The sequence below is a fragment of the Gordonia westfalica genome (assembly GCF_900105725.1).
Classification (GTDB): domain Bacteria; phylum Actinomycetota; class Actinomycetes; order Mycobacteriales; family Mycobacteriaceae; genus Gordonia; species Gordonia westfalica.
This window is the reverse complement of record NZ_FNLM01000034.1, coordinates 1,052,987-1,070,831: the sequence shown is the minus strand read 5'-3', so window position 1 is coordinate 1,070,831 and position 17,845 is coordinate 1,052,987. Positions and strand designations below refer to the sequence as shown.

The window sequence follows — 17,845 nt, the reverse complement described above, 5'->3', positions numbered from 1 at the left end:
CCGAGGACCGTATCGAGGTCAGCCGATCGTGAGATAGGTGTTGCCGGCCCAGAACCCGGCGACACCGAGGCCCACGGCGAGCAGCAGCACCAGCAGGATCCACAGCAGCGCGCCCAGCCGCCCGCCACCGGAGAGTTCGGGTCCGAGCGGGTCCTGGTCGCGGGTGTCTTCGACGTCGGTCGTGACCCGCCGGCGGGCGGGCGGTGCGGGCCGATCGTCCGAGGGATCGCCGACACCGGCGACCGGGCGGATCGGTGTCGCGGGGGAGTCCGGCGACGACGAGCCCGGTTCGTATGGTCCCGGTGCCGACTGGACCCGGGTTCCGTGGCCGGCCGGCCCGACTGCGTGGTACCGCGACTTCACCTCGCGCTCGCGCGACCGCGTCGGCGCGGGGACGGTGAACGGCGGGAGATCGAGATCGTCGGCGACGGCGAGCAGGGCCCGCTGCATCTCGAAGCCGTCGGCATACCGGTCGGCGGGGTTGCGCTCGGTCGCGCGCAAGACGATCTCGTCGAATTCCACCGGGACACCGGCGATCACGTCGCCCGGGGCGGGGACGTCGAAAGTGAGTCGCTGATAGGCGAGGGCCAGGGGCGAGTCGCCGTGGAAAGGCGTTCGGCCGGTGAGCAATTCGAACATCATCACGCCCATGGAGTAGACGTCGCTGCGCGCGTCGGCATGGGTGGACTCGACCTGTTCGGGCGAGAGGTAGGCGGCGGTGCCGAGGATCACGCTGGCCGAGGTGACGCCCGCCTCCGCGACGGCGCGCACCAGTCCGAAGTCGGCGACCTTGACCTCGCCGGCGTCGGAGATGAGCACGTTCTCGGGTTTGACGTCCCGATGGACCAGTCCCGCGGCGTGCGCGGTTCCGAGACCTCCGAGTACGGGTTCGGCGACGGCCACCACGGCGTGCGGCGGCATCGGTCCCCGCTCGCGGAGCAGCTCGCGCAGGCTGCCGCCGTCGACGAGTTCCATGACCAGGAAGGCGATGCCGTTGTCGATGCCCTGGTCGTAGACCGCCACGAGACCCGGGTGTTTGAGGCCGGCGACCGCGCGCGCCTCGAACTCGAAGCGGCGCAGGAACTGCGGATCCCCCGAGTATCGCGAGTCCATCACCTTGACCGCGACCTCGCGGCCCAGGCGGAGATCGACGCCGAGGTAGACCGCCGACATGCCACCCCGCGCGATGGGTGCGTCGATGCGGTACCGGTCCTCGAGGACGGTCCCGAGCATCGCGTCGACGGGGGAGTTCACCCTGCTGAATCTACCTGCAGGGCCACACAGTCGGCGTCATCGGCGCGTGTGAACCGGCGCGGGTGTCGTCGGTTCGGGCGGGCGTGCGGAGCTCGGCGGTTTCACCGGGCCCGGGTGTACCGCTACGCTTTCTCCCGTGGGTTCCATACCGTTGTCGCCTGACACCCTGTCCGCTGATGTCGAGATGCTGTCCGTCGACGAGGTCGCCGACCGGCTCGCGGTGTCCACCAGCCGGGTGCGCACCCTCATCCGCGACCACAATCTGCTCGCCGTCTCCCGCGGCGGACATCCGGTGATCCCGGCGCTGTTCTTCGACGACGAGGGCGTCGTCAAACACTTCTACGGTCTCGTCGGGGTCCTGCTCGACGGCGGGTACACCCGCGACGAGGCGATGGCGTGGCTGTTCACCGTGCAGGACGATCTCGACCTGTACCCCGCCGCGGCGTTGCACACCGACTTCGCCCGCGAGGTCATCCGCCGGGCGCAGGCTCAGGCTTTCTGACCTCGTCGGTCCCGGTCGCCGGCATCTCCGGCGTGCCGGTCCGGTCAGACCCCCACGCCCATCGCCAGAACCGGCGCAGGCGCAACGGATCCGGGCGCAGCAGCGACCAGGCCGCGAGTCCTGCCAGCAGGAACGCCAGCGTGAGTTCGAACGGCTTGTAGAAGACGATCGCGTCGTCGGGCTGGAACACGATCAGCATGAACGTCGACACCCCGACCACGGTCGCGCGTGCCCACGGCGGGAGGGTGAACGCCACCGCGATCGCCAGCGCCCAGGTGTAATACCAGGGGAGCGTGGACGGTTCGAGCAGGAGCACGGCCAGCATCGCCCACGCCATCCCGGCGACGGCGTCCTTCTCGTCGTGGCGGTGCCGCCACCACAGCGCGACGAGCGTGACCGCGAGGACCGCGGAACCGATCGCGCGCGTGATCTCCAGCACCGGTTGCAGATTGAGCGCGACGAACGGCGCGGCGACCAGCGTGACGAGGTGTGCGACGAAGGTCGGGACGGTGAACCAGTTGATGATCACGTCGGCCCAGCCGAGGCCGGTCAGCCAGCCGAATCCCAGGCCGGCGAGCAGGGTCCACACACCGAAGACCGCCACCGAGATCCCGACGATCGCGGCGAAGACGCCGACGATGTCGCGGGCGGTCACCGGTCGGCGGGACCGTATGTGGGACAGCCAGATCCACAGTACGAACGGCAGGGCGATCCCGGCGGTGATCTTGATCGACACCGCGAGCGCCAGGACCGCGGTGCCGGTGACGTGCCGCCCGGTCACGACCAGGACGACGCCGGTGGTGAGCACGCCGGCCATCAGGAGTTCGACGTGCGGTCCCGCGACGAGGTGGATGAGCACCATCGGGTTGAACAGCGCCAGCCACAGACCGGCCTGCGGTGAGGCGCCGAAATGCCGTGCGAGCCGCGGGATCGCCCACAGCGAGAGGAACAGGCCGGGCAGCAGCACGAGCCGCACGGCGAGGACACCCGCGACGACGTGGTCGCCGGTGACCTCGGTGACGACGCGCAACAGCCCCATTGTGAACGGTCCGTACGGTGCGGTGGTGGTCGCCCAGACCGTGGCCATGCTGTCGACGAGCGGGCCCGGATGGTGGGCGGGGCCGTCGGCGTACGGGTCGAAACCCGCACCGAACACCGCGCCCTGGGCGAGGTAGGCGTAGACGTCGCGGCTGTAGACCGGCACGGCGACGAGCAGTGGAGCCGCCCAGACCAGCAGCCATCGCTGCAGGGTCCGGATGGACGGGACGTTCGCGGCGCCCGTCGCGACCCGGCGCCCGAGCCGGACCCAGGCGAACACCATGAGGAAGACACCGAGCCAGAAGAAGGTGCCGAAGAGGTTCTTGCCGTGACCGTAGGTGATCCAGCTCAATCCCAGGTCGGTGAGCGTCGTGCTGTTGCGCGGCGGATCCCCGACGCCGAAGCTGCCCACGCACACCAAGGCCGAGCCGATCGCGCCGACGATCAGATCGCCGCGTGCCGTCCGGTCACGAACGCCCGCGGGCGTGGGCGTCGGGGTGGGTGCGTCCACGCCGGGGCTCACGCCTCGCGATGCGCGGCCCGGTGGGCGACCGCGGTGAGTTCGGCGCGGATGTCGTCGCCGATGTCGGCGGCATCGAGTGCACCGAGTGCGGCGCCGAGGAGGTCGTCGATCTTGCCCTCCATCTCGGCGACCGCGCCCACGTCGACGAGAAGTGCTCGCGCGGAGCCCAACTCGTCGTCGTCGAGAGGGCGTCCGATGAAGGAGCGCAAGCGGGCCCCGAGCGCGGGGTCGGAGTCATCGGCGCGTCGTAGTGCGGTGGCCAGCAGGGCGGTGCGCTTTCCGGAGATCAGGTCGTCGCCCGACGGCTTGCCGGTCCGCTCCGGATCCCCGAAGACGCCGAGCTGGTCGTCGCGCAACTGGAAGGCGATGCCGAGGTCGTGTCCGATCTTCCGCAACGTCGCGACGAGGTCCTCCGACGCGCCGGCGAGGCGCGCCCCCAGCTCGAGGGGACGGGCGACGGTGTACGCGGCGGTCTTGAACTCCATCACGCGATAGGCGGCGGCCGCCGAGTCGTCGCCGCTGGCCTCGTTCACGATGTCGAGCAACTGGCCGCCGAGCACCTCGGTGCGCATCGCCGCCCAGGTCGCGCCGACCGCCGGGGGGAGCGCCCGGTAGTCGGAGATCGAATCTGTTCCTCCGCTGGTTGAGCTTGTTCCTCCGCTGGTTGAGCTTGTTTGTCCGCTGGTTGAGCTTGTTTCTCCGCTGGTTGAGCTTGTCGAAACCCCCGGCCGATGATCGTGCACGAGGTCGTCGGCCCACGCGAGCGCGAGGTCGCCGGCCAGGATCGCCGCAGCCACCCCGTGGTCGGCGGCATCCCCGGCCCACGACGCCGCCGCATGCCGCGCCTGGAAGACGCGGTGCAGTGTCGGGTGACCGCGCCGGGTGTCGGACTGATCGATGATGTCGTCGTGGATCAGGGCGCATCCCTGCACGAGTTCGAGGGCCGCGCCCACCCGCAGCGCGTCCCGGGCCTCGCGACCGACGGTCGACGCCGCGCCGGTGTCGGCACGCCCCGATTCGGTCATCCCGCACCGCCAGCCGGCGAAGGCGAAGACCGGTCGGATGCGCTTGCCACCCTGCAGCACGAAGTCCCGGACCATGTCGGCCGCGGTGCCGACAACGGGGGCGATCTCGGCCGCGGCCGGCACCGCGACGTCGAAGAATCTGCGCAATTCGGACTCGACGGCCGCCGGGACCGCATCGAGCGAGGTCGGCGTGGGGAAGGCGGAGGTCACCCTGCCAGGCTATGCGAATCGCTCTCTACACTGTTCGGGTGACCCCAACCGCTCCGGCACCCTCGATCGTCGAACGCCTGTCCGCCCCGCACCGTGGACCGGTGCCGTTCTCCGTCGAGTTCATGCCCCCGCGCGATGCAGAGGGCGAGGCCCGGCTGTGGCGCGCGGTACGGATCTTCGAGCGGCTGTCCCCGGCGTTCGTGTCGATGACCTACGGCGCCGGCGGGTCTACGCGCGACCGCACGGTCCGCATCACCGGCGAGCTCGCCGCCCAGACCACCCTGCTCCCGGTGGCACATCTGACCGCGGTCAACCACAGCATCGCCGAACTGCGCGCGCTCGTCGGCGCGTACGCGGATCAGGGCATCACCAACATCCTCGCGCTGCGCGGCGACCCGCCGGGCGATCCGCTCGGGGAGTGGATCGCCCATCCGGAGGGCGTCGAATACGCCGAGGAACTGGTCCGTCTCATCGGCACCCTCGGCGACTTCCACATCGGGGTGGCGTCGTTCCCGGAGGGCCACCACCGCGCCCCCGACCTCGAGCACGACACCCGCAACCTGGTGAACAAGCTGCGCGCGGGTGCCGAGTACTCGATCACCCAGATGTTCTTCGACGTCGAGGACTACCTGCGCCTCCGCGACCGGGTGCAGGCCGCCGACCCCGAGCAGGGTGCCAAGCCGATCATCCCGGGCATCATGCCGGTGACCTCGCTGGCCAGCATCAAGCGCATGGCCGAGCTGTCCGGGTCGGTGATCCCGCCGAACGTGGTGGAGCGTTTCACCAAGGCTGCGGGCGACGGACCCGAGGAGGACCGCGCGACCGTTCGCGCCGTCGGCATCGACTTCGCGACCGAGACCGCGGAACGACTCATCGCCGAGGGCGCGCCCTGCCTGCACTTCTGCAGCCTCAACTTCGCCAAGGCGACGTCAGAGGTGCTCGGCCGCCTCGGCGTGGACGTCGACGCCGTGCTGCACGTACCGGCCTGACCTCCGGTCTCAGCTGTCCTTCGGTGCGGTTGCCGGGGCGCGATCGGCGGCTGCCGACAATCCCTCGGCGGACAGGGTCGACGGCGTGGTGTTGACCGCGAGCGGTCGTCCCGGCCGAGGTCCGCGGTACCGCTTCGAGTACGCGATCCGCACGATGACCAGCACCGCGATCAGGCAGACGATGGCGACGAACCACGACCAGCTGCCGACCGCGGCGGTCGCCGGATCGGGGTAGGTGGCGTCGGCGCTGAAGTCCGACGGTTCGCCCGGCTCCGGGGTCCAGGTGACCGTCGACTCGCCGACCTGGTCGCCGTTGGTCGCCGTCACCGGCCCGCCGAACGTGACGGTCAGCTGCACGTAGTCGCGACCCGGGATGAGGTCGGAGAGGTCGGTGTCGCCGCGGAATCGGACGACCTCGCCGCTTCGCTTGGCGGTGAGGTCCATCGTCAGCGTGGTCTCGCCGTAGGCGTCGGCGATGATGTCGCCGAGCTGCCCGAACTGTCCGGCGGTCAGATCGGTGAAACTCGCGCGGCTGCCCACACGGGTGATCGCCTCGTCGACCTTGTCACCGGAACCCTTGTCGTCTCCCGCGGACCCCGACGGCGCCGCCGACGCGTCGCTCTCGTCCGGGCTCTCCTTGTACTCGGTCACCGAGACCTGCCCCATCATCGACTCGGGGAGGTCCAGTTGCGGCGCGCCACGGGGATTGTCCGGTGACGTCGCGACGATGACACTGCCGGAATACCGGTCACCGACCGTCGTCGAACGCTCGAGGCATCCGGCCATCAGCGGGGACATGAGGAGCGCCACGACGGCCACCGCCACCGGCATCAGCCTGCGGTGACGGGACTGATCGCGGTGGGACTTCGGTGCACCCTGCTGGGGATTCGACGATCGCACGCTGCTCATCGTGCCAGACGCTCACCCGATCAGGCGTCTCCGACGCTCAGCGGACCGAACGTCTCCGACGCTCAGCCGGAACGGCGTCTCCGACGCTCAGCCGGAACGGCGTCTCCGACGCAGGGCGGCGTGGCCGGCGATGTATCCGCTCGCGCCGGTCACCCCGCCGCCGGGATGCGTCGACGCCCCGGCCAGCAGCAGGCCGTCGGCGCCGGGGACGCGGTGGCCCGACAGATCCGGGGTCGGTCGCCACATGAACATCTGGTCGATCGACATCTCGACGTGCATGATGTTGCCGCCGATCAGGCCCAGTTCGGACTCGAGATCCTCGGGGGTCTGGATGTGGCGGTGCGCGATCGACTCGGCGAAACCCGGTGCGTGACGATCCACCTCGTCGCAGACCGCCGCGGCGGCCTGTGCGCCCGCCGTCGCCCAGTCGCCTCCGGCGACGCTTGCGCCCGCCGTTGATCGAGCACCGGCGAGCCGGTAGGGGTGCCACTGGGCCCACAGGTTGATCGCGTGCCGGCCCTCGGGGGCGAGGGTCGGATCGATCGCCGAGAAGCTCATCGCCACGACCGCGGGCCGCGGCGGCAACGCTCCGACCGCCGCGGCGGCGTGCGCGCGGACGAGGTGCGCACGGTCGGTGACGAGCAGTCCGAGTGCCGAGTGGACTCCGTGCGCGGGCAGGTCGTCGGGTAGGTCGCGGTAGGCGGGTAGCGCGGTCGTGCCGAGGCGGACCGCCATCCCGATCCCGCTGCCGACCACGATGTCGCGGCGCCAGCGGTCGAGGGTCCCGGCGTCGAAATCGCCCGCCGCCAGCAGATCCAGGGTCGCGAGCACATGGCAGGCGTTGATCACCGTCGGCGTGCAACGACGTTCACCGGATTCGGTCTGCACCCGCCAGTGGTCGCCGCACCGGGTGATCGAGACGGCGGGATCCCCGCAGGCGATCCGACCGCCGTCGGCCCCGATGCGATGTACGAGCGCATCCGTGAGCGCACCGCTGCCGCCGATGGCGCGGCCGGGTGGAATCCGGTGCATCAACGCGGCGAATCCGACCATCGGCGCGGTGCCGGGTGCGGTCATCGGCGGTCCCGACTGGGCGCCGAACCAGGCGAGTCCGGCCTTGAGCTGTTCGGAGTCGAAGTACCGGTCGAGAAGGGCGTCGCCCGACGCCATGAGCTCGGCGGTGAGATTGAGCATCGCGCCGCTGCGGCGTCCGACGATGCCGGTGCGTTCGGTGGTCGCGGTCGAACCGAGGCCGAGGAAGGCCCGGCCGAACTGTCCCATCGTCGCGGGCCGGTAGAACGCGTCCATGACGGCCGCCGCCCGCGGCGTCCACGTCTCGACGAACTGCCGATACGCCGCGGCATCTTTTGCGCCGCACGACCGTTCGATGGACGCGCAGGTGGCGTCGAGGTCGGTGCGGAAGACGATGGCCGGCGCGGTCGCGGTCGCCGGGACGAATGCCCACGGGTCGCAGTCGATGTAGCGCAGTCCGTGCGCGGCGAGGTCGAGGTCGTCGAGGACGGGGGAGTGCCGGATCATCAGGTGAGCCGAGGAACCGCGATCGATGAGGTGCCCGGGGAAGCGTTCGACGGTCGAGACGGCGCCGCCGGGGATCTCGTCGCGTTCGAGCACCTCGACGTCCCGGCCGGCCTGTGCCAGATAGGCCGCGGCGATCAGGCCGTTGTGGCCGGCGCCGATGACCACCGCGTCGCGCCGATCGCCGTGGCCGCTCATGCGTGTCCTGTGTCGTGCGCGTTCTTCTCCGGATGTGCCACGACTTCTACCTTCCGGGTTGTGGGGGACCGGCGGGTGGCGGTTGGAGATTCAGGGGCAGCGGACGGCCCAGGAAGGCGAACGGCCGAGGGTCGCCGGTGAAGGTGAAATGACGGAGGACATCCGAGAAACCCATGCGCCGGTAGAGCGACCACGCCCGGTTGCGTTCGGCCGGGATCTCCGGTGTGGACAACAGGACGTGGCGTTCGGGCCGGTCGGCGAGAAGCCGTGCGAGCAGCAACTGCCCGATGCCGTGGCCCTGTGCCGTCGGGTGGACGTGGAGCTCGGTCAGCTCGAAGTAGTCGCGGGCGATCATCTCGATGTCCGCGGGCGAGCGTCCGGTCTGTCGCAACCCGAGCCGGAGTTGCTGATTCCACCACTGGCCGGTTGCCCCCGTGTATCCGTAGGCGATTCCCACGAGGACGTCGTCGGGACCCGTACCCACGGGCAGTCCCACCCGGCGGCGAACGGTCGGCATCGACTGCGCCTCGTGTGGGGGCAGCGTGGCGACCGCTCCGATCGCACGCCATCCGGGACGGGCGATGTGTTCGCGCCACAGGGCGGCGCGGTGCACCTCGGTCCCGCGGGGGTACCCCATCGCGGTCACGTAGACGTCGAGCGCGGGCTCCAGCCACACGCGAGAGTCCTGACCGTTGAGGTTCACCAGGCGGATCGTCAAAGTCGGATCGCTCTCCGGCTCACCGGGCGGGCCGCACCGTCCCGGTCAATGCGTTCTCCGACCATCTGGTGTGACTGTCCTCTCGGTATGGCGGACCCGGCGGAATCGGGTCACGGGACCCGGTGTTGAAGATGGGTGCGGGGCGCGGACCCACGCCTTGAAGAGACGCGCGTCGCTAGCTATATTGAACGTGTCGAACGGGTGTTCGATGAATGTGCCTCCGCAAGCTGTTCGCGTTCATCCCGACGACATGACGGTCCGGTGGCGGACGAGGGAAGCGTCTGCCACCGGGCGCCGTCGTCAGCGAGTGAGGAGGATGCCATGCCCGGTCGGCCCACATCCAGGCGGTCCGCCCCCGTCGACCCGGTGATGGTCGGACGTGCGCGCGATCTGCTTGCGCGCGCCCATCTCCTCCTCGACAACGCGGACGGGGTCTCCGACGACGCCGAGCGTTTCCGTCAGTTCTATCTCGTCGCACTTCGTGCAGCCGGTGCCGCGCTGGCGATAGGCGAGCCGGTCGGTCCCTCCCGTCGCAAGACGTCGAACGCCTGGACCCGCATCGGCGTCGTCGCTCCCGAGCTCGCCCCGCTGGCGGCGCGCTTCGCCTCGCTGTCGTCCGTGCGGATGAAGATCGAGTCGGGGATCATCCGAACACTCGACCCCGACAGCGTCGCCGGCATGCGACTTCTCGTCCTCGATTTCCTTCGGCAGGTCGAAACCCTGGTCATCGCTTACGAGCAAGGCAAATTCGGGACAGAGGAGCCCCAAATCGGGCGAACGGCGTGAGGCCTGACACACTTTCGACGTTCCGTTGTCGTTCCGGTATGCGCATCCGACTCCGCAACAGAGAGTAATGGTGGTCGCGGCTGATTTCACCTCGTATCATGGGAGAATAAGGCGCAGACGCCCCACCGGTCGCGGTTGACCGTCGTCGGCGTCGCGGATCAGGGAGAAGGAGGGTCGGTGCCACTTTCGGAGCACGAGCAACGCATGCTCGAACAGATCGAGAGCGCTCTGTACGCGGAAGACCCCAAGTTTGCGTCCAGTGTCAAGCGTCGTCGGCTGGGCAAGTCGAGTGGTCGTCGTCGCCTGCAGGCGGTGGCGGTCTTCGTCGTCGGCCTCGTGATGCTCGTCGGCGGTCTCATCATAGGGATCGACATCGGGGGCTTCCCGATCGTCAGCCTCCTCGGCTTCCTGGTGATGTTCGGTGCCGGCCTCTTCGCCCTCTGGGGTGACGACCTCGCCGACTCCGCGACGTCCGCGCCGCGCGGGGGAGGCAAGAAGCAGTCCGGGTCATCGGGCTCCAAGCGCAAGCTGTCGGAGCGGATGGAAGAACGATTCAACCGTCGGTTCGAGCAGGAGTAGATCTCTCGCCGGCCTGACGGTCACAACTCTCACACGAGCCGCGCACCCCCTCGGGGGTGCGCGGCTCTTTTGTCTGTCGCCCCGTTTCGCCGCGCCGTTCGTCTGTGGCCCCGTGTCCACGCCTCCGGCTTCCCCCCACCGTCACCCACGCGCCGCCCCACCTTCCCTCACCGGCGTTCCCCACCTCGCCCCACCAGGGGTCCCCACTTTGCCCCACCAGCGAAGAAACGCAGGTCGCACGGGTACCTGGAGTATCACCAAACACGTATGTCACGCGCTTGATCGACGTCCGACGGGCCGGAATCGACGATGACACGCAGTACCACCAGCAGGGTTTTGCCCATCTGAACTGCGGATTTGCTGAATGTGGAAAGCCGTGTGGGCCTCTGGGGTGGAAAGTGGAGGAAAGTGGGGTACTGTGGCATCACTGGGTGAAGCGGTCCGGAGCGCAGAACCCAGGGGCAGGAGGCGTCGACGTGTCAATGCGATTTGTCGGCACCTACACGCCCAAATTGGACGACAAAGGGCGACTCACGTTGCCCGCCAAGTTCCGCGATGCATTGGCAGGAGGGGTAGTGGTCACCAAAGGCCAAGACCACAGCTTGTCGGTGTATCGGACCGAAGAGTTCGATGTGATCGCGGCGAAGATCGTCGAGGCGTCACGCAACGACCCTGACCTGCGTGCGTTTCAGCGAACGTTCTTCGCCGGCTCGGAAGAGCAACGACCGGACGGCCAGGGCAGGATCAGCCTGTCCTCCGACCATCGGATCTACGCGGGACTGTCCAAGGAGTGCGTGGTGTTCGGTAGCTTCGATCACCTCGAGATCTGGGATTCGGCCGCATGGAACGAGTACCAGACCCAGCACGAGGAGAACTTCTCGGCAGCGAACTCGGCCGCGTTGAACGCGGTCTTGTAGCCGAGAGGGGACCACAGGCGGAAGCGGTGCACGGGCTTCGGGTGGCACGAGGCCCCGGTCCGGTCCGACCCTGGCGTACTTCCCCAACGCCAGGTGCGCGATCGGGTCGGGACCTCGCTCCATCCGGGGCGCGGCCCGACGGTGATCCCCACCGTGACGTGACGTGACATGACACTCCTGGCGACAGATTCCGTTCGCACCGATACGCCGACTCAGCCGACCGACCTGGCCGACACGCCGATGGGGGCACTCCGTGGATGACACTGGTGACGACACTCGTCGCTCCGGCGAGTTCGGCCACATCCCGGTCATGGGCCGCCGCATCGTCGAATTGCTCACCCCGGCACTGGAATCAGATGACCGGCGCGTGTTCCTCGATGCGACGCTCGGTGCCGGTGGGCACAGCGAACTCATCCTGAACACGTTCCCCAACGTGCACCTCGTCGGCATCGACCGCGATGCCTCCGCCCTGGAGATCGCCCAGCGCCGGCTCGAGCCGCACGCGGACCGGATCTCGCTGCACCAGGCCACCTTCCACGAGATCGCCGACGTCCTCGCCGACGCCGGTGAGGAATCCATCGACGCGGCCCTGTTCGACCTCGGCGTCTCGTCGATGCAGCTCGACCAGGCCGGTAGGGGATTCGCCTACTCCGTCGACGCGCCGCTGGACATGCGCATGAACTCCGACGATCCGCTCACCGCCGCGGACGTCCTCAACACCTACAGTCACGGCGAATTGGCCTGTGTGCTCTCGGAATACGGCGAGGAACGCTTCGCCGGCAAGATCGCCTCGGCGGTCCTGCGGGAGCGCGAGAAAGAACCGTTCACCACCAGTGCGCGCCTCGTCGAACTGCTCTACGCCAGCATCCCGGCGGCGACCCGCCGCACGGGTGGGCACCCGGCCAAGCGGACCTTCCAGGCGCTGCGCATCGAGGTCAATCACGAACTCGACGTCCTGCGTGAGGCATTGCCGACGGCACTGTCGGTGCTGACGGTCGGCGGACGCGTCGCGGTGATGAGCTACCAGTCACTCGAGGACCGGATCGTCAAGCGGGAGTTCGCGACTCGCACGACCTCGACGTCGCCGCCCGGACTGCCCGTCGAACTGCCGGGTACCGCCGCGGAGTTCCGCCTCGTGACCCGCGGTGCCGAGCGTCCCGACGAGGAGGAACTCACCATCAATCCGCGATCGGCCCCGGTGCGGGTACGCGCGGTCGAACGAGTCGAGAAGAAGGGCTGAGCATGACGATCCTGCACGAGGCCCCCAATCGTCCCGGCTCCGGACGCTCTGAATCCGGTCGAGCTCGCGGCAGCCGTTCCGACACAGGGCGTTCCGAAGACGAGCGCGACACCCGGCGGTCACGGCGGGCGCGCATCGAGTCCGAACGTGCAACCCGTTCGCGTGCCGCACAGCGTGCGCTGGACCGCCGACACAAGCGCATGGCCGCCGGTGCCAGTGCGCCGCGCGCGACCCGCGGCGGGCTGTCGATGTCCGGTGCCTCGCTCCGGGAACGGTTGCAGCACACTCCTTTCGTGGTCCCGGTGATCGCGCTTCTCGTACTCGGTCTCGGTCTCAGCCTGTGGTTGTCCACCAAGTCGGCTCAGGACTCCTACAAACTCGGCATAGAGCGGACCGAGAACCAGTCGCTCATCGACCAGCGAGACGCGCTCAAGCGGACCTACGAATCCGGTAACTCGGCTCCCGAACTGTCCCGTGAGGCAACCCGTCTCGGCATGATCCCGTCGGACAATCCGGCGCGGATGATCGTCGACGACCCGCGCCGGCCCCGCGTCGTCGGGAAACCGGCACCGGCATCGGGGAAGCCGATGGCCGACCTCAACCCCGAGCTGAAGCCCGACCCCACGGAGAGCATCGACCCGCGCCAGGTGGACGACTCGATCGGTCTCGGTGGCGGGGCCGCGGGTACGCCCAATCCGCCAGCGCAGCAGAGCCCGGCGCAGCCGACCCCGGCACAGCCGTCACCGGATGGGTCGACGCCGTCGAATCCGTCGCAACCCGCTCCGGCCCAACCCGATCCGGCTCCCGGTCAGGGGGAGGGATCGGCCGCGCCCGAGTCCTCGACACCCCGGCCGTCGACACCGGTCCCGGCGCCGAACGTCGTGCCCCGCACCTGATGCGGGCGCTTCCGGTGGGTGTCGTCACACTGCCCCCATCGATCTGCAACCCGCCGATGCCAAATCCCTGTCACGACCTCGAAGCGGTGAACAATTGACGACCATGACACGTGCGACCTTCGAGCGACTCGGCCACGAGCCGTCTCGCCCGGGACGTCGTCCGGGGCAGGGATCCGGCGCCGCCGCGGGCGGCCCGCGTCGCGGTGGACCGGGTAAGGGCGGTCCGGGCAAGAACGGTCCGGGCAAGGGCGGGGGACTGCACAGCTTCGGTTTCCGCACACGGGCGGCCGGTGTCGTCGTGCTGCTCGTGGTCCTCGCGGTCGCGACCAAGATGATCGTCGTCCACACCGTCCAGGCCGGGTCCATCTCGGCCGAGGCCGCCCAGCAGCGCGAGTACACCCAGGTCCTCACCGCCAAGCGGGGTTCCATCCTCGACCGCAACGGCCGTCCGTTGGCCTACACCGACGAGGCGCGGTCACTGACGTTCCTGCCCAAGGCGGTTCGCAAATCGATCGAGGAAGAGCACCGGAAGAACGACGAACTGCCCGGCGTCGACGAGCGACTGAAGGAGATCGCGAAGGGCGTGTCGGTCGCACTCGGCGGCTCGATCAGCGAAGAGGACCTCTTGAAGAAGGTCACCGGCGACGAGTCCTTCGTCTACCTGGCCCGCGCGGTCAGCCCGGATGTCGCCAAACGCATCACCGAGGAGTTCCCCGAGGTCGGCGCCGACCCGGAGAGCATCCGGCTCTACCCCGGCGGTTCCCTGGCGGCCAATGTCGTCGGCGACGTGAACTACGACGGCAACGGTCTCATCGGTCTCGAGGCGTCCCTCGACGCGATCCTGTCCGGCACCGACGGTTCCCGGACCTACGACCGCGGTTCGGACGGCGCGATCATCCCGGGCAGCACGCGCAACGTGCACCCGGCGATCAACGGTTCCACCGTCCGACTGACCCTGGACTCCGACACGCAGTGGTTCGTCCAGAGTCAGGTCATGAAGGCCAAACAGGCCTCCGGTGCCCGGGCCGCGTCGGCGGTGGTGCTCGACGCCAGGACGGGCGAGGTGCTCGCGATGGCCAACGACGGCACCTTCAACGCCTCGCAGCCGCTGTCGGATCAGCCGAAGGCCGAACTCGGCAACCCGTCGGTGACCTCACCGTTCGAGCCCGGTTCGGTCAACAAGCTCGTGGCCGCCTCGGCCGCCATCGAATACGGCCTCACCAGACCGGGCACGGTCCATCGGGTTCCCGGCAGCATCCAGATGTCGGGCGTCACCGTCCGCGACGCATGGGAGCACGGCGTCGAGCCGTACACGACCACCGGCATCTTCGGTAAATCGTCGAACGTCGGGACCCTGATGCTCGCGAAGCAGATCGGCGAGGAACGTTTCGCCGAGATGCTCAAGCGATTCGGACTCGGCCAGCGCACCGGCGTCGGCCTACCGGCGGAGAGCGCCGGTGAGGTTCCCGCGCTGAGCCAGTGGTCGGGTGGTTCCTTCGCCAACCTGCCCATCGGACAGGGTCTTTCGATGACGCTGCTGCAGATGACCGCGATGTACCAGGCGATCGCCAACGACGGCCTGCGCATCCCGCCGCGCATCCTCGCCGGTGAGGAGCGCGACGGCAGCACGACGGAGGGGCGCGCCCGTCCCGAACCGGTCCGCGTCGTCAGCGAGGAGACCGCGCGAACCGTCCGCGACATGTTCCGGTCGGTGGTGCAGGACGACCCGATGGGCGTACAGATGGGTACCGGCACCAAGGCCGCCGTCAGCGGCTATCAGGTCTCCGGCAAGACCGGTACGGCGCAGCAGGTCGACCCGTCGTGTGGCTGCTACTCGAACTCGCGCTACAACATCACGTTCGCGGGGATCGCCCCGGCCGACGCCCCGCGCTACGTCATCGGGATCATGCTCGACAACCCGCGTCGTAGCTCCGACGGCTCGGGGGGACAGTCCGCCGGTCCGCTCTTCTCGACCATCGCGTCGTGGATGCTGCAACGCGCCCAGGTCCCGCTCTCCGCGCCGGCACCGAGGTTGACCCTCACCGCGAACTGATCACGATCGGCCGGGGTCGCGCACCGCGTCGGAGATCGCCGATCCCGGGTCGGTATCGTGAGTGCAATTCTGCGCCGAACACGTACCGACCGACCGCACCCCGATCGAGAACACCTGACCGAGAACGCCCGGACCGAACACCCGACCGAGAACAACCGAGGAGGCGAACACATGGCGTCACGTGGTTCCTCGGGCAGTGGTTCCTCGGGCAGTGGTTCCTCGGGCAGGGGCTCGACAGGCAGACGTAAGGGCAAGAAGGTCACCGGCCGTCCGCATGAGGTCGCACCGACGGCCGTGACGGTCCTGTCGACGGCCACCGGCGCCCGGCTCGACCTCGTCGGCGGCGCCGACCGCGAGACGAGTGTGCAGGGCGTGACCCTGCGTGCACAGGAGGTACAGCCGGGCGATCTGTTCGCGGCCCTGCCCGGTGCGACCACCCACGGTGCGCGTTTCGCCGACCAGGCCGTCGCCGCGGGTGCGACGGCGATCCTCACCGATCCGGCCGGCCGGGCCGAACTGAGCCGTGTCCTGCCTCCCGAGACGGCCGTCGCGGTACTCATCCACCCGTCGCCGCGGACGGTGCTCGGCAGCGTGAGCTCCCGTGTGTACGGGAACCCGTCGCAGCGACTCAAACTGATCGGGATCACCGGTACGTCGGGCAAGACCACCACGTCGTATCTCGTCGAGGCGGCCCTGCTCGCGGCCGGTCATTCGGTCGGCCTGATCGGGACCGTCGAGACGCGGGTGAACGGCGTCGCCCAGCCCAGCTCGCTCACGACACCGGAGGCTCCGACGCTGCAGGCGCTGCTGGCCTCGATGCTCGAGGACGGCGTCGACGTCGTCGTCATGGAGGTGTCCAGCCACGCACTGTCGCTGGGTCGCGTCGACGGTGCCCACTTCGCGATCGGGGCCTTCACCAACCTGTCGCAGGATCACCTGGACTTCCATCAGACGATGCGCGCGTACTTCGACGCCAAGGCGCAGTTGTTCGTGCCGTCGTCGCCGAACCACGCGGTGCGCGCCGTGCTGTGCGTCGACGACGAGTGGGGCCGGCGGATGGCCGACCTCGCACGCCGGCCCGGCGAGGCGGCGCATCTGCAGCCCGTGACGGTGTCGACCGGTCCGACGCCCGCACACTGGCACGCGGGACCATCGGATCTCGCCGGTGACGGCACCTCGCACACCCCGTTCACCGAGCCCGACGGGGACCACGTCCTCGTCATCCCGCTTCCGGGCCGCTACAACGTGGCCAACGGACTGCTGGCCGTCGCCGTGGCCCATGCCGCGGGTGTGCCGATCTCCACCGCACTCGACGCGGTCGCGTCGGTGAGCGTGCCGGGACGCCTGCAGCGCGTCGACCGCGGACAGCCGTTCCTCGCGCTGGTCGACTACGCGCACAAGCCGGGCGCCGTCGAGGCCGTCCTGGCGACGCTGCGGGGTCAGCTCGGGGAGGGCGCGGGGCGCGTGGCCATCGTGCTCGGCGCCGGCGGAGACCGCGACGCGGGCAAACGCCCGCTGATGGGGGAGGCCGCCGCACGCGGTGCCGAGCTCGTCATCGTCACCGACGACAATCCGCGGTCGGAGGACCCGGCCGCCATCCGGTCCGAGGTCCTCGCGGGTGCTCGCGGCGTCGACGCCGCCGACCGCCCGGCAGGTGCCGAACCGGTACGTGAGGTGGGGGACCGCGCGGCCGCGATCGCCGAGGCGATCGTCTGGGCGGGTCCCGGCGACATCGTGCTCGTCGCCGGCAAGGGACACGAGGCAGGGCAGGAGATCAACGGCGTGAAGCATCCGTTCGACGACCGTGACGTCGTCGCACAAGCGCTGGAATCGTCGAGCGCGCCCACCGGGTCGGTGGCTGCGGAGGATGATCGATGACCGAACCGTTCGTCACGGTGATCCGCGGGGATACGCCGGTGACGGTCGACGACGCACGCCTCCTCATCCGCCGGCTCGCCGAACACGCGGGTGCGATGCGGGGCAGCACGGTCGAAGACCGGCCGCGCACCTGGGCGATCATCGCCGAGGTCGCCACGCCCGAGGGAATCCCGGAGAACCAGCGTGTCGTCGAGCACGATCTCCTCGGACGCCTGGCCGTCCGGCTGGCCGTCGACAAGACTCTCTGCGTGGGCGACTCCAGATCGGTGCACGCCCTGCACCAGGGCGCCGTGATGGAGGGTTCCTGGGGCGACGAGGCGCGCATCGTCGAATCGGTCGAGGCGGCCGCGGCGCTCGTCGACACCGACCCCGACTGGCGGCCCGCGGCCGGGGATGTCATCCTCCTCGCGGCCGCGAACGCCGACCTCGATTCGGTGGTCACGGCCTGGAGCACGAACTGCGGATGGCAGATCCGCCACGAGGCCGACGGCGGTCCCGGTGGCGAACGGACCGCACCATGAGGGCGCGCGATGAGGCGCGCCGGCCGGGAACAGTGAACAGAGTCGGAGAGAAGAGCGTGGCCGGGAACGGACG

Annotated in this window: 16 protein-coding genes; 10 read left to right on the top strand and 6 right to left on the bottom strand. The window is 69.4% G+C overall.

Going from position 1 to position 17,845, the window contains the following annotated elements:
• Positions 1 to 18: 18 nt before the first annotated feature.
• Positions 19 to 1,254: a protein kinase domain-containing protein gene (locus tag BLU62_RS10215; RefSeq protein ID WP_074849368.1), complete on the bottom strand. Its 1,236-nt coding sequence runs from the start codon at positions 1,252 to 1,254 to the stop codon at positions 19 to 21.
• A 136-nt stretch (positions 1,255 to 1,390) separates the two neighbouring features.
• Here BLU62_RS10215 and BLU62_RS10210 point away from each other — a divergent pair, with 136 nt between their 5' ends.
• Positions 1,391 to 1,756, top strand: coding sequence for an Rv2175c family DNA-binding protein (locus tag BLU62_RS10210; protein WP_074849367.1), 366 nt, complete (start codon positions 1,391 to 1,393; stop codon positions 1,754 to 1,756).
• Here BLU62_RS10210 and BLU62_RS10205 read toward each other — a convergent pair.
• Both BLU62_RS10205 and BLU62_RS10200 read right to left on the bottom strand, forming a co-directional pair.
• Positions 1,725 to 3,317, bottom strand: a complete 1,593-nt coding sequence (locus tag BLU62_RS10205; RefSeq protein ID WP_208863622.1) for an alpha-(1->6)-mannopyranosyltransferase A — start codon at positions 3,315 to 3,317, stop codon at positions 1,725 to 1,727. The genes BLU62_RS10210 and BLU62_RS10205 overlap by 32 nt on opposite strands.
• Positions 3,314 to 4,552 carry a polyprenyl synthetase family protein gene (locus tag BLU62_RS10200; RefSeq protein WP_074849366.1) on the bottom strand — a complete coding sequence of 413 codons (1,239 nt, stop codon included), beginning with the start codon at positions 4,550 to 4,552 and terminating at the stop codon, positions 3,314 to 3,316. Before BLU62_RS10200 ends, BLU62_RS10205 begins: the two co-directional genes overlap by 4 nt.
• Before the next feature lie 11 nt (positions 4,553 to 4,563).
• On the opposite strand from BLU62_RS10200, the gene metF reads away from it, so the two are divergent.
• Positions 4,564 to 5,541: a methylenetetrahydrofolate reductase [NAD(P)H] gene (metF, locus tag BLU62_RS10195; protein WP_074849365.1), complete on the top strand. Its 978-nt coding sequence runs from the start codon at positions 4,564 to 4,566 to the stop codon at positions 5,539 to 5,541.
• 9 nt (positions 5,542 to 5,550) lie between these two features.
• Here metF and BLU62_RS10190 read toward each other — a convergent pair whose 3' ends face one another.
• From BLU62_RS10190 to BLU62_RS10180, 3 genes are all read right to left on the bottom strand, one after another.
• Complete coding sequence (locus BLU62_RS10190; RefSeq protein WP_074849364.1) at positions 5,551 to 6,450, bottom strand: LppM family (lipo)protein; 900 nt, start codon at positions 6,448 to 6,450, stop codon at positions 5,551 to 5,553.
• Positions 6,451 to 6,537: 87 nt separating this feature from the next.
• Entirely contained in the window at positions 6,538 to 8,184 is a 1,647-nt protein-coding gene (locus tag BLU62_RS10185; protein ID WP_074849363.1) for a phytoene desaturase family protein, read from the bottom strand.
• A 46-nt stretch (positions 8,185 to 8,230) separates the two neighbouring features.
• Positions 8,231 to 8,902 carry a GNAT family N-acetyltransferase gene (locus BLU62_RS10180; protein ID WP_074849362.1) on the bottom strand — a complete coding sequence of 224 codons (672 nt, stop codon included), beginning with the start codon at positions 8,900 to 8,902 and terminating at the stop codon, positions 8,231 to 8,233.
• 321 nt (positions 8,903 to 9,223) lie between these two features.
• Between BLU62_RS10180 and BLU62_RS10175 the strand changes: the two genes are divergently transcribed.
• From BLU62_RS10175 to BLU62_RS10140, 8 genes are all read left to right on the top strand, one after another.
• A complete protein-coding gene (locus BLU62_RS10175) occupies positions 9,224 to 9,688 on the top strand; it encodes an SAV_6107 family HEPN domain-containing protein (protein ID WP_074849361.1) in 465 nt (154 codons plus the stop codon).
• A gap of 177 nt (positions 9,689 to 9,865) precedes the next feature.
• Positions 9,866 to 10,267, top strand: a complete 402-nt coding sequence (locus BLU62_RS10170) for a DUF3040 domain-containing protein (RefSeq protein ID WP_074849360.1) — start codon at positions 9,866 to 9,868, stop codon at positions 10,265 to 10,267.
• A gap of 476 nt (positions 10,268 to 10,743) precedes the next feature.
• On the top strand, positions 10,744 to 11,184 hold the full coding sequence (gene mraZ / locus BLU62_RS10165) for a division/cell wall cluster transcriptional repressor MraZ (RefSeq protein WP_074849359.1): 441 nt from the start codon (positions 10,744 to 10,746) through the stop codon (positions 11,182 to 11,184).
• 253 nt (positions 11,185 to 11,437) lie between these two features.
• Complete coding sequence (gene rsmH, locus BLU62_RS10160; protein WP_074849358.1) at positions 11,438 to 12,424, top strand: 16S rRNA (cytosine(1402)-N(4))-methyltransferase RsmH; 987 nt, start codon at positions 11,438 to 11,440, stop codon at positions 12,422 to 12,424.
• A 2-nt stretch (positions 12,425 to 12,426) separates the two neighbouring features.
• Complete coding sequence (ftsL, locus tag BLU62_RS10155; protein ID WP_074849357.1) at positions 12,427 to 13,320, top strand: cell division protein FtsL; 894 nt, start codon at positions 12,427 to 12,429, stop codon at positions 13,318 to 13,320.
• A 103-nt stretch (positions 13,321 to 13,423) separates the two neighbouring features.
• A complete protein-coding gene (locus tag BLU62_RS10150; protein ID WP_074849356.1) occupies positions 13,424 to 15,373 on the top strand; it encodes a peptidoglycan D,D-transpeptidase FtsI family protein in 1,950 nt (649 codons plus the stop codon).
• Positions 15,374 to 15,544: 171 nt separating this feature from the next.
• A complete protein-coding gene (locus BLU62_RS10145; protein ID WP_074849355.1) occupies positions 15,545 to 17,251 on the top strand; it encodes a UDP-N-acetylmuramoyl-L-alanyl-D-glutamate--2,6-diaminopimelate ligase in 1,707 nt (568 codons plus the stop codon).
• A complete protein-coding gene (locus tag BLU62_RS10140) occupies positions 17,248 to 17,772 on the top strand; it encodes a UDP-N-acetylmuramoyl-tripeptide--D-alanyl-D-alanine ligase (RefSeq protein WP_074849354.1) in 525 nt (174 codons plus the stop codon). The genes BLU62_RS10145 and BLU62_RS10140 overlap by 4 nt, the downstream gene beginning before the upstream one ends.
• The last annotated feature ends 73 nt before the right edge of the window (positions 17,773 to 17,845 follow it).

Excerpts from the sequence above, each read along its gene's own strand:
- BLU62_RS10185 (WP_074849363.1), bottom strand. The coding sequence starts at position 8,184 with ATGAGCGGCCACGGCGATCGGCGCGACGCGGTGGTCATCGGCGCCGGC.
- BLU62_RS10140 (WP_074849354.1), top strand. The coding sequence starts at position 17,248 with ATGACCGAACCGTTCGTCACGGTGATCCGCGGGGATACGCCGGTGACG.
- metF (WP_074849365.1), top strand. The coding sequence starts at position 4,564 with ATGCGAATCGCTCTCTACACTGTTCGGGTGACCCCAACCGCTCCGGCA.
- BLU62_RS10150 (WP_074849356.1), top strand. The coding sequence starts at position 13,424 with ATGACACGTGCGACCTTCGAGCGACTCGGCCACGAGCCGTCTCGCCCG.
- BLU62_RS10190 (WP_074849364.1), bottom strand. The coding sequence starts at position 6,450 with ATGAGCAGCGTGCGATCGTCGAATCCCCAGCAGGGTGCACCGAAGTCC.
- ftsL (WP_074849357.1), top strand. The coding sequence starts at position 12,427 with ATGACGATCCTGCACGAGGCCCCCAATCGTCCCGGCTCCGGACGCTCT.
- BLU62_RS10175 (WP_074849361.1), top strand. The coding sequence starts at position 9,224 with ATGCCCGGTCGGCCCACATCCAGGCGGTCCGCCCCCGTCGACCCGGTG.
- BLU62_RS10145 (WP_074849355.1), top strand. The coding sequence starts at position 15,545 with ATGGCGTCACGTGGTTCCTCGGGCAGTGGTTCCTCGGGCAGTGGTTCC.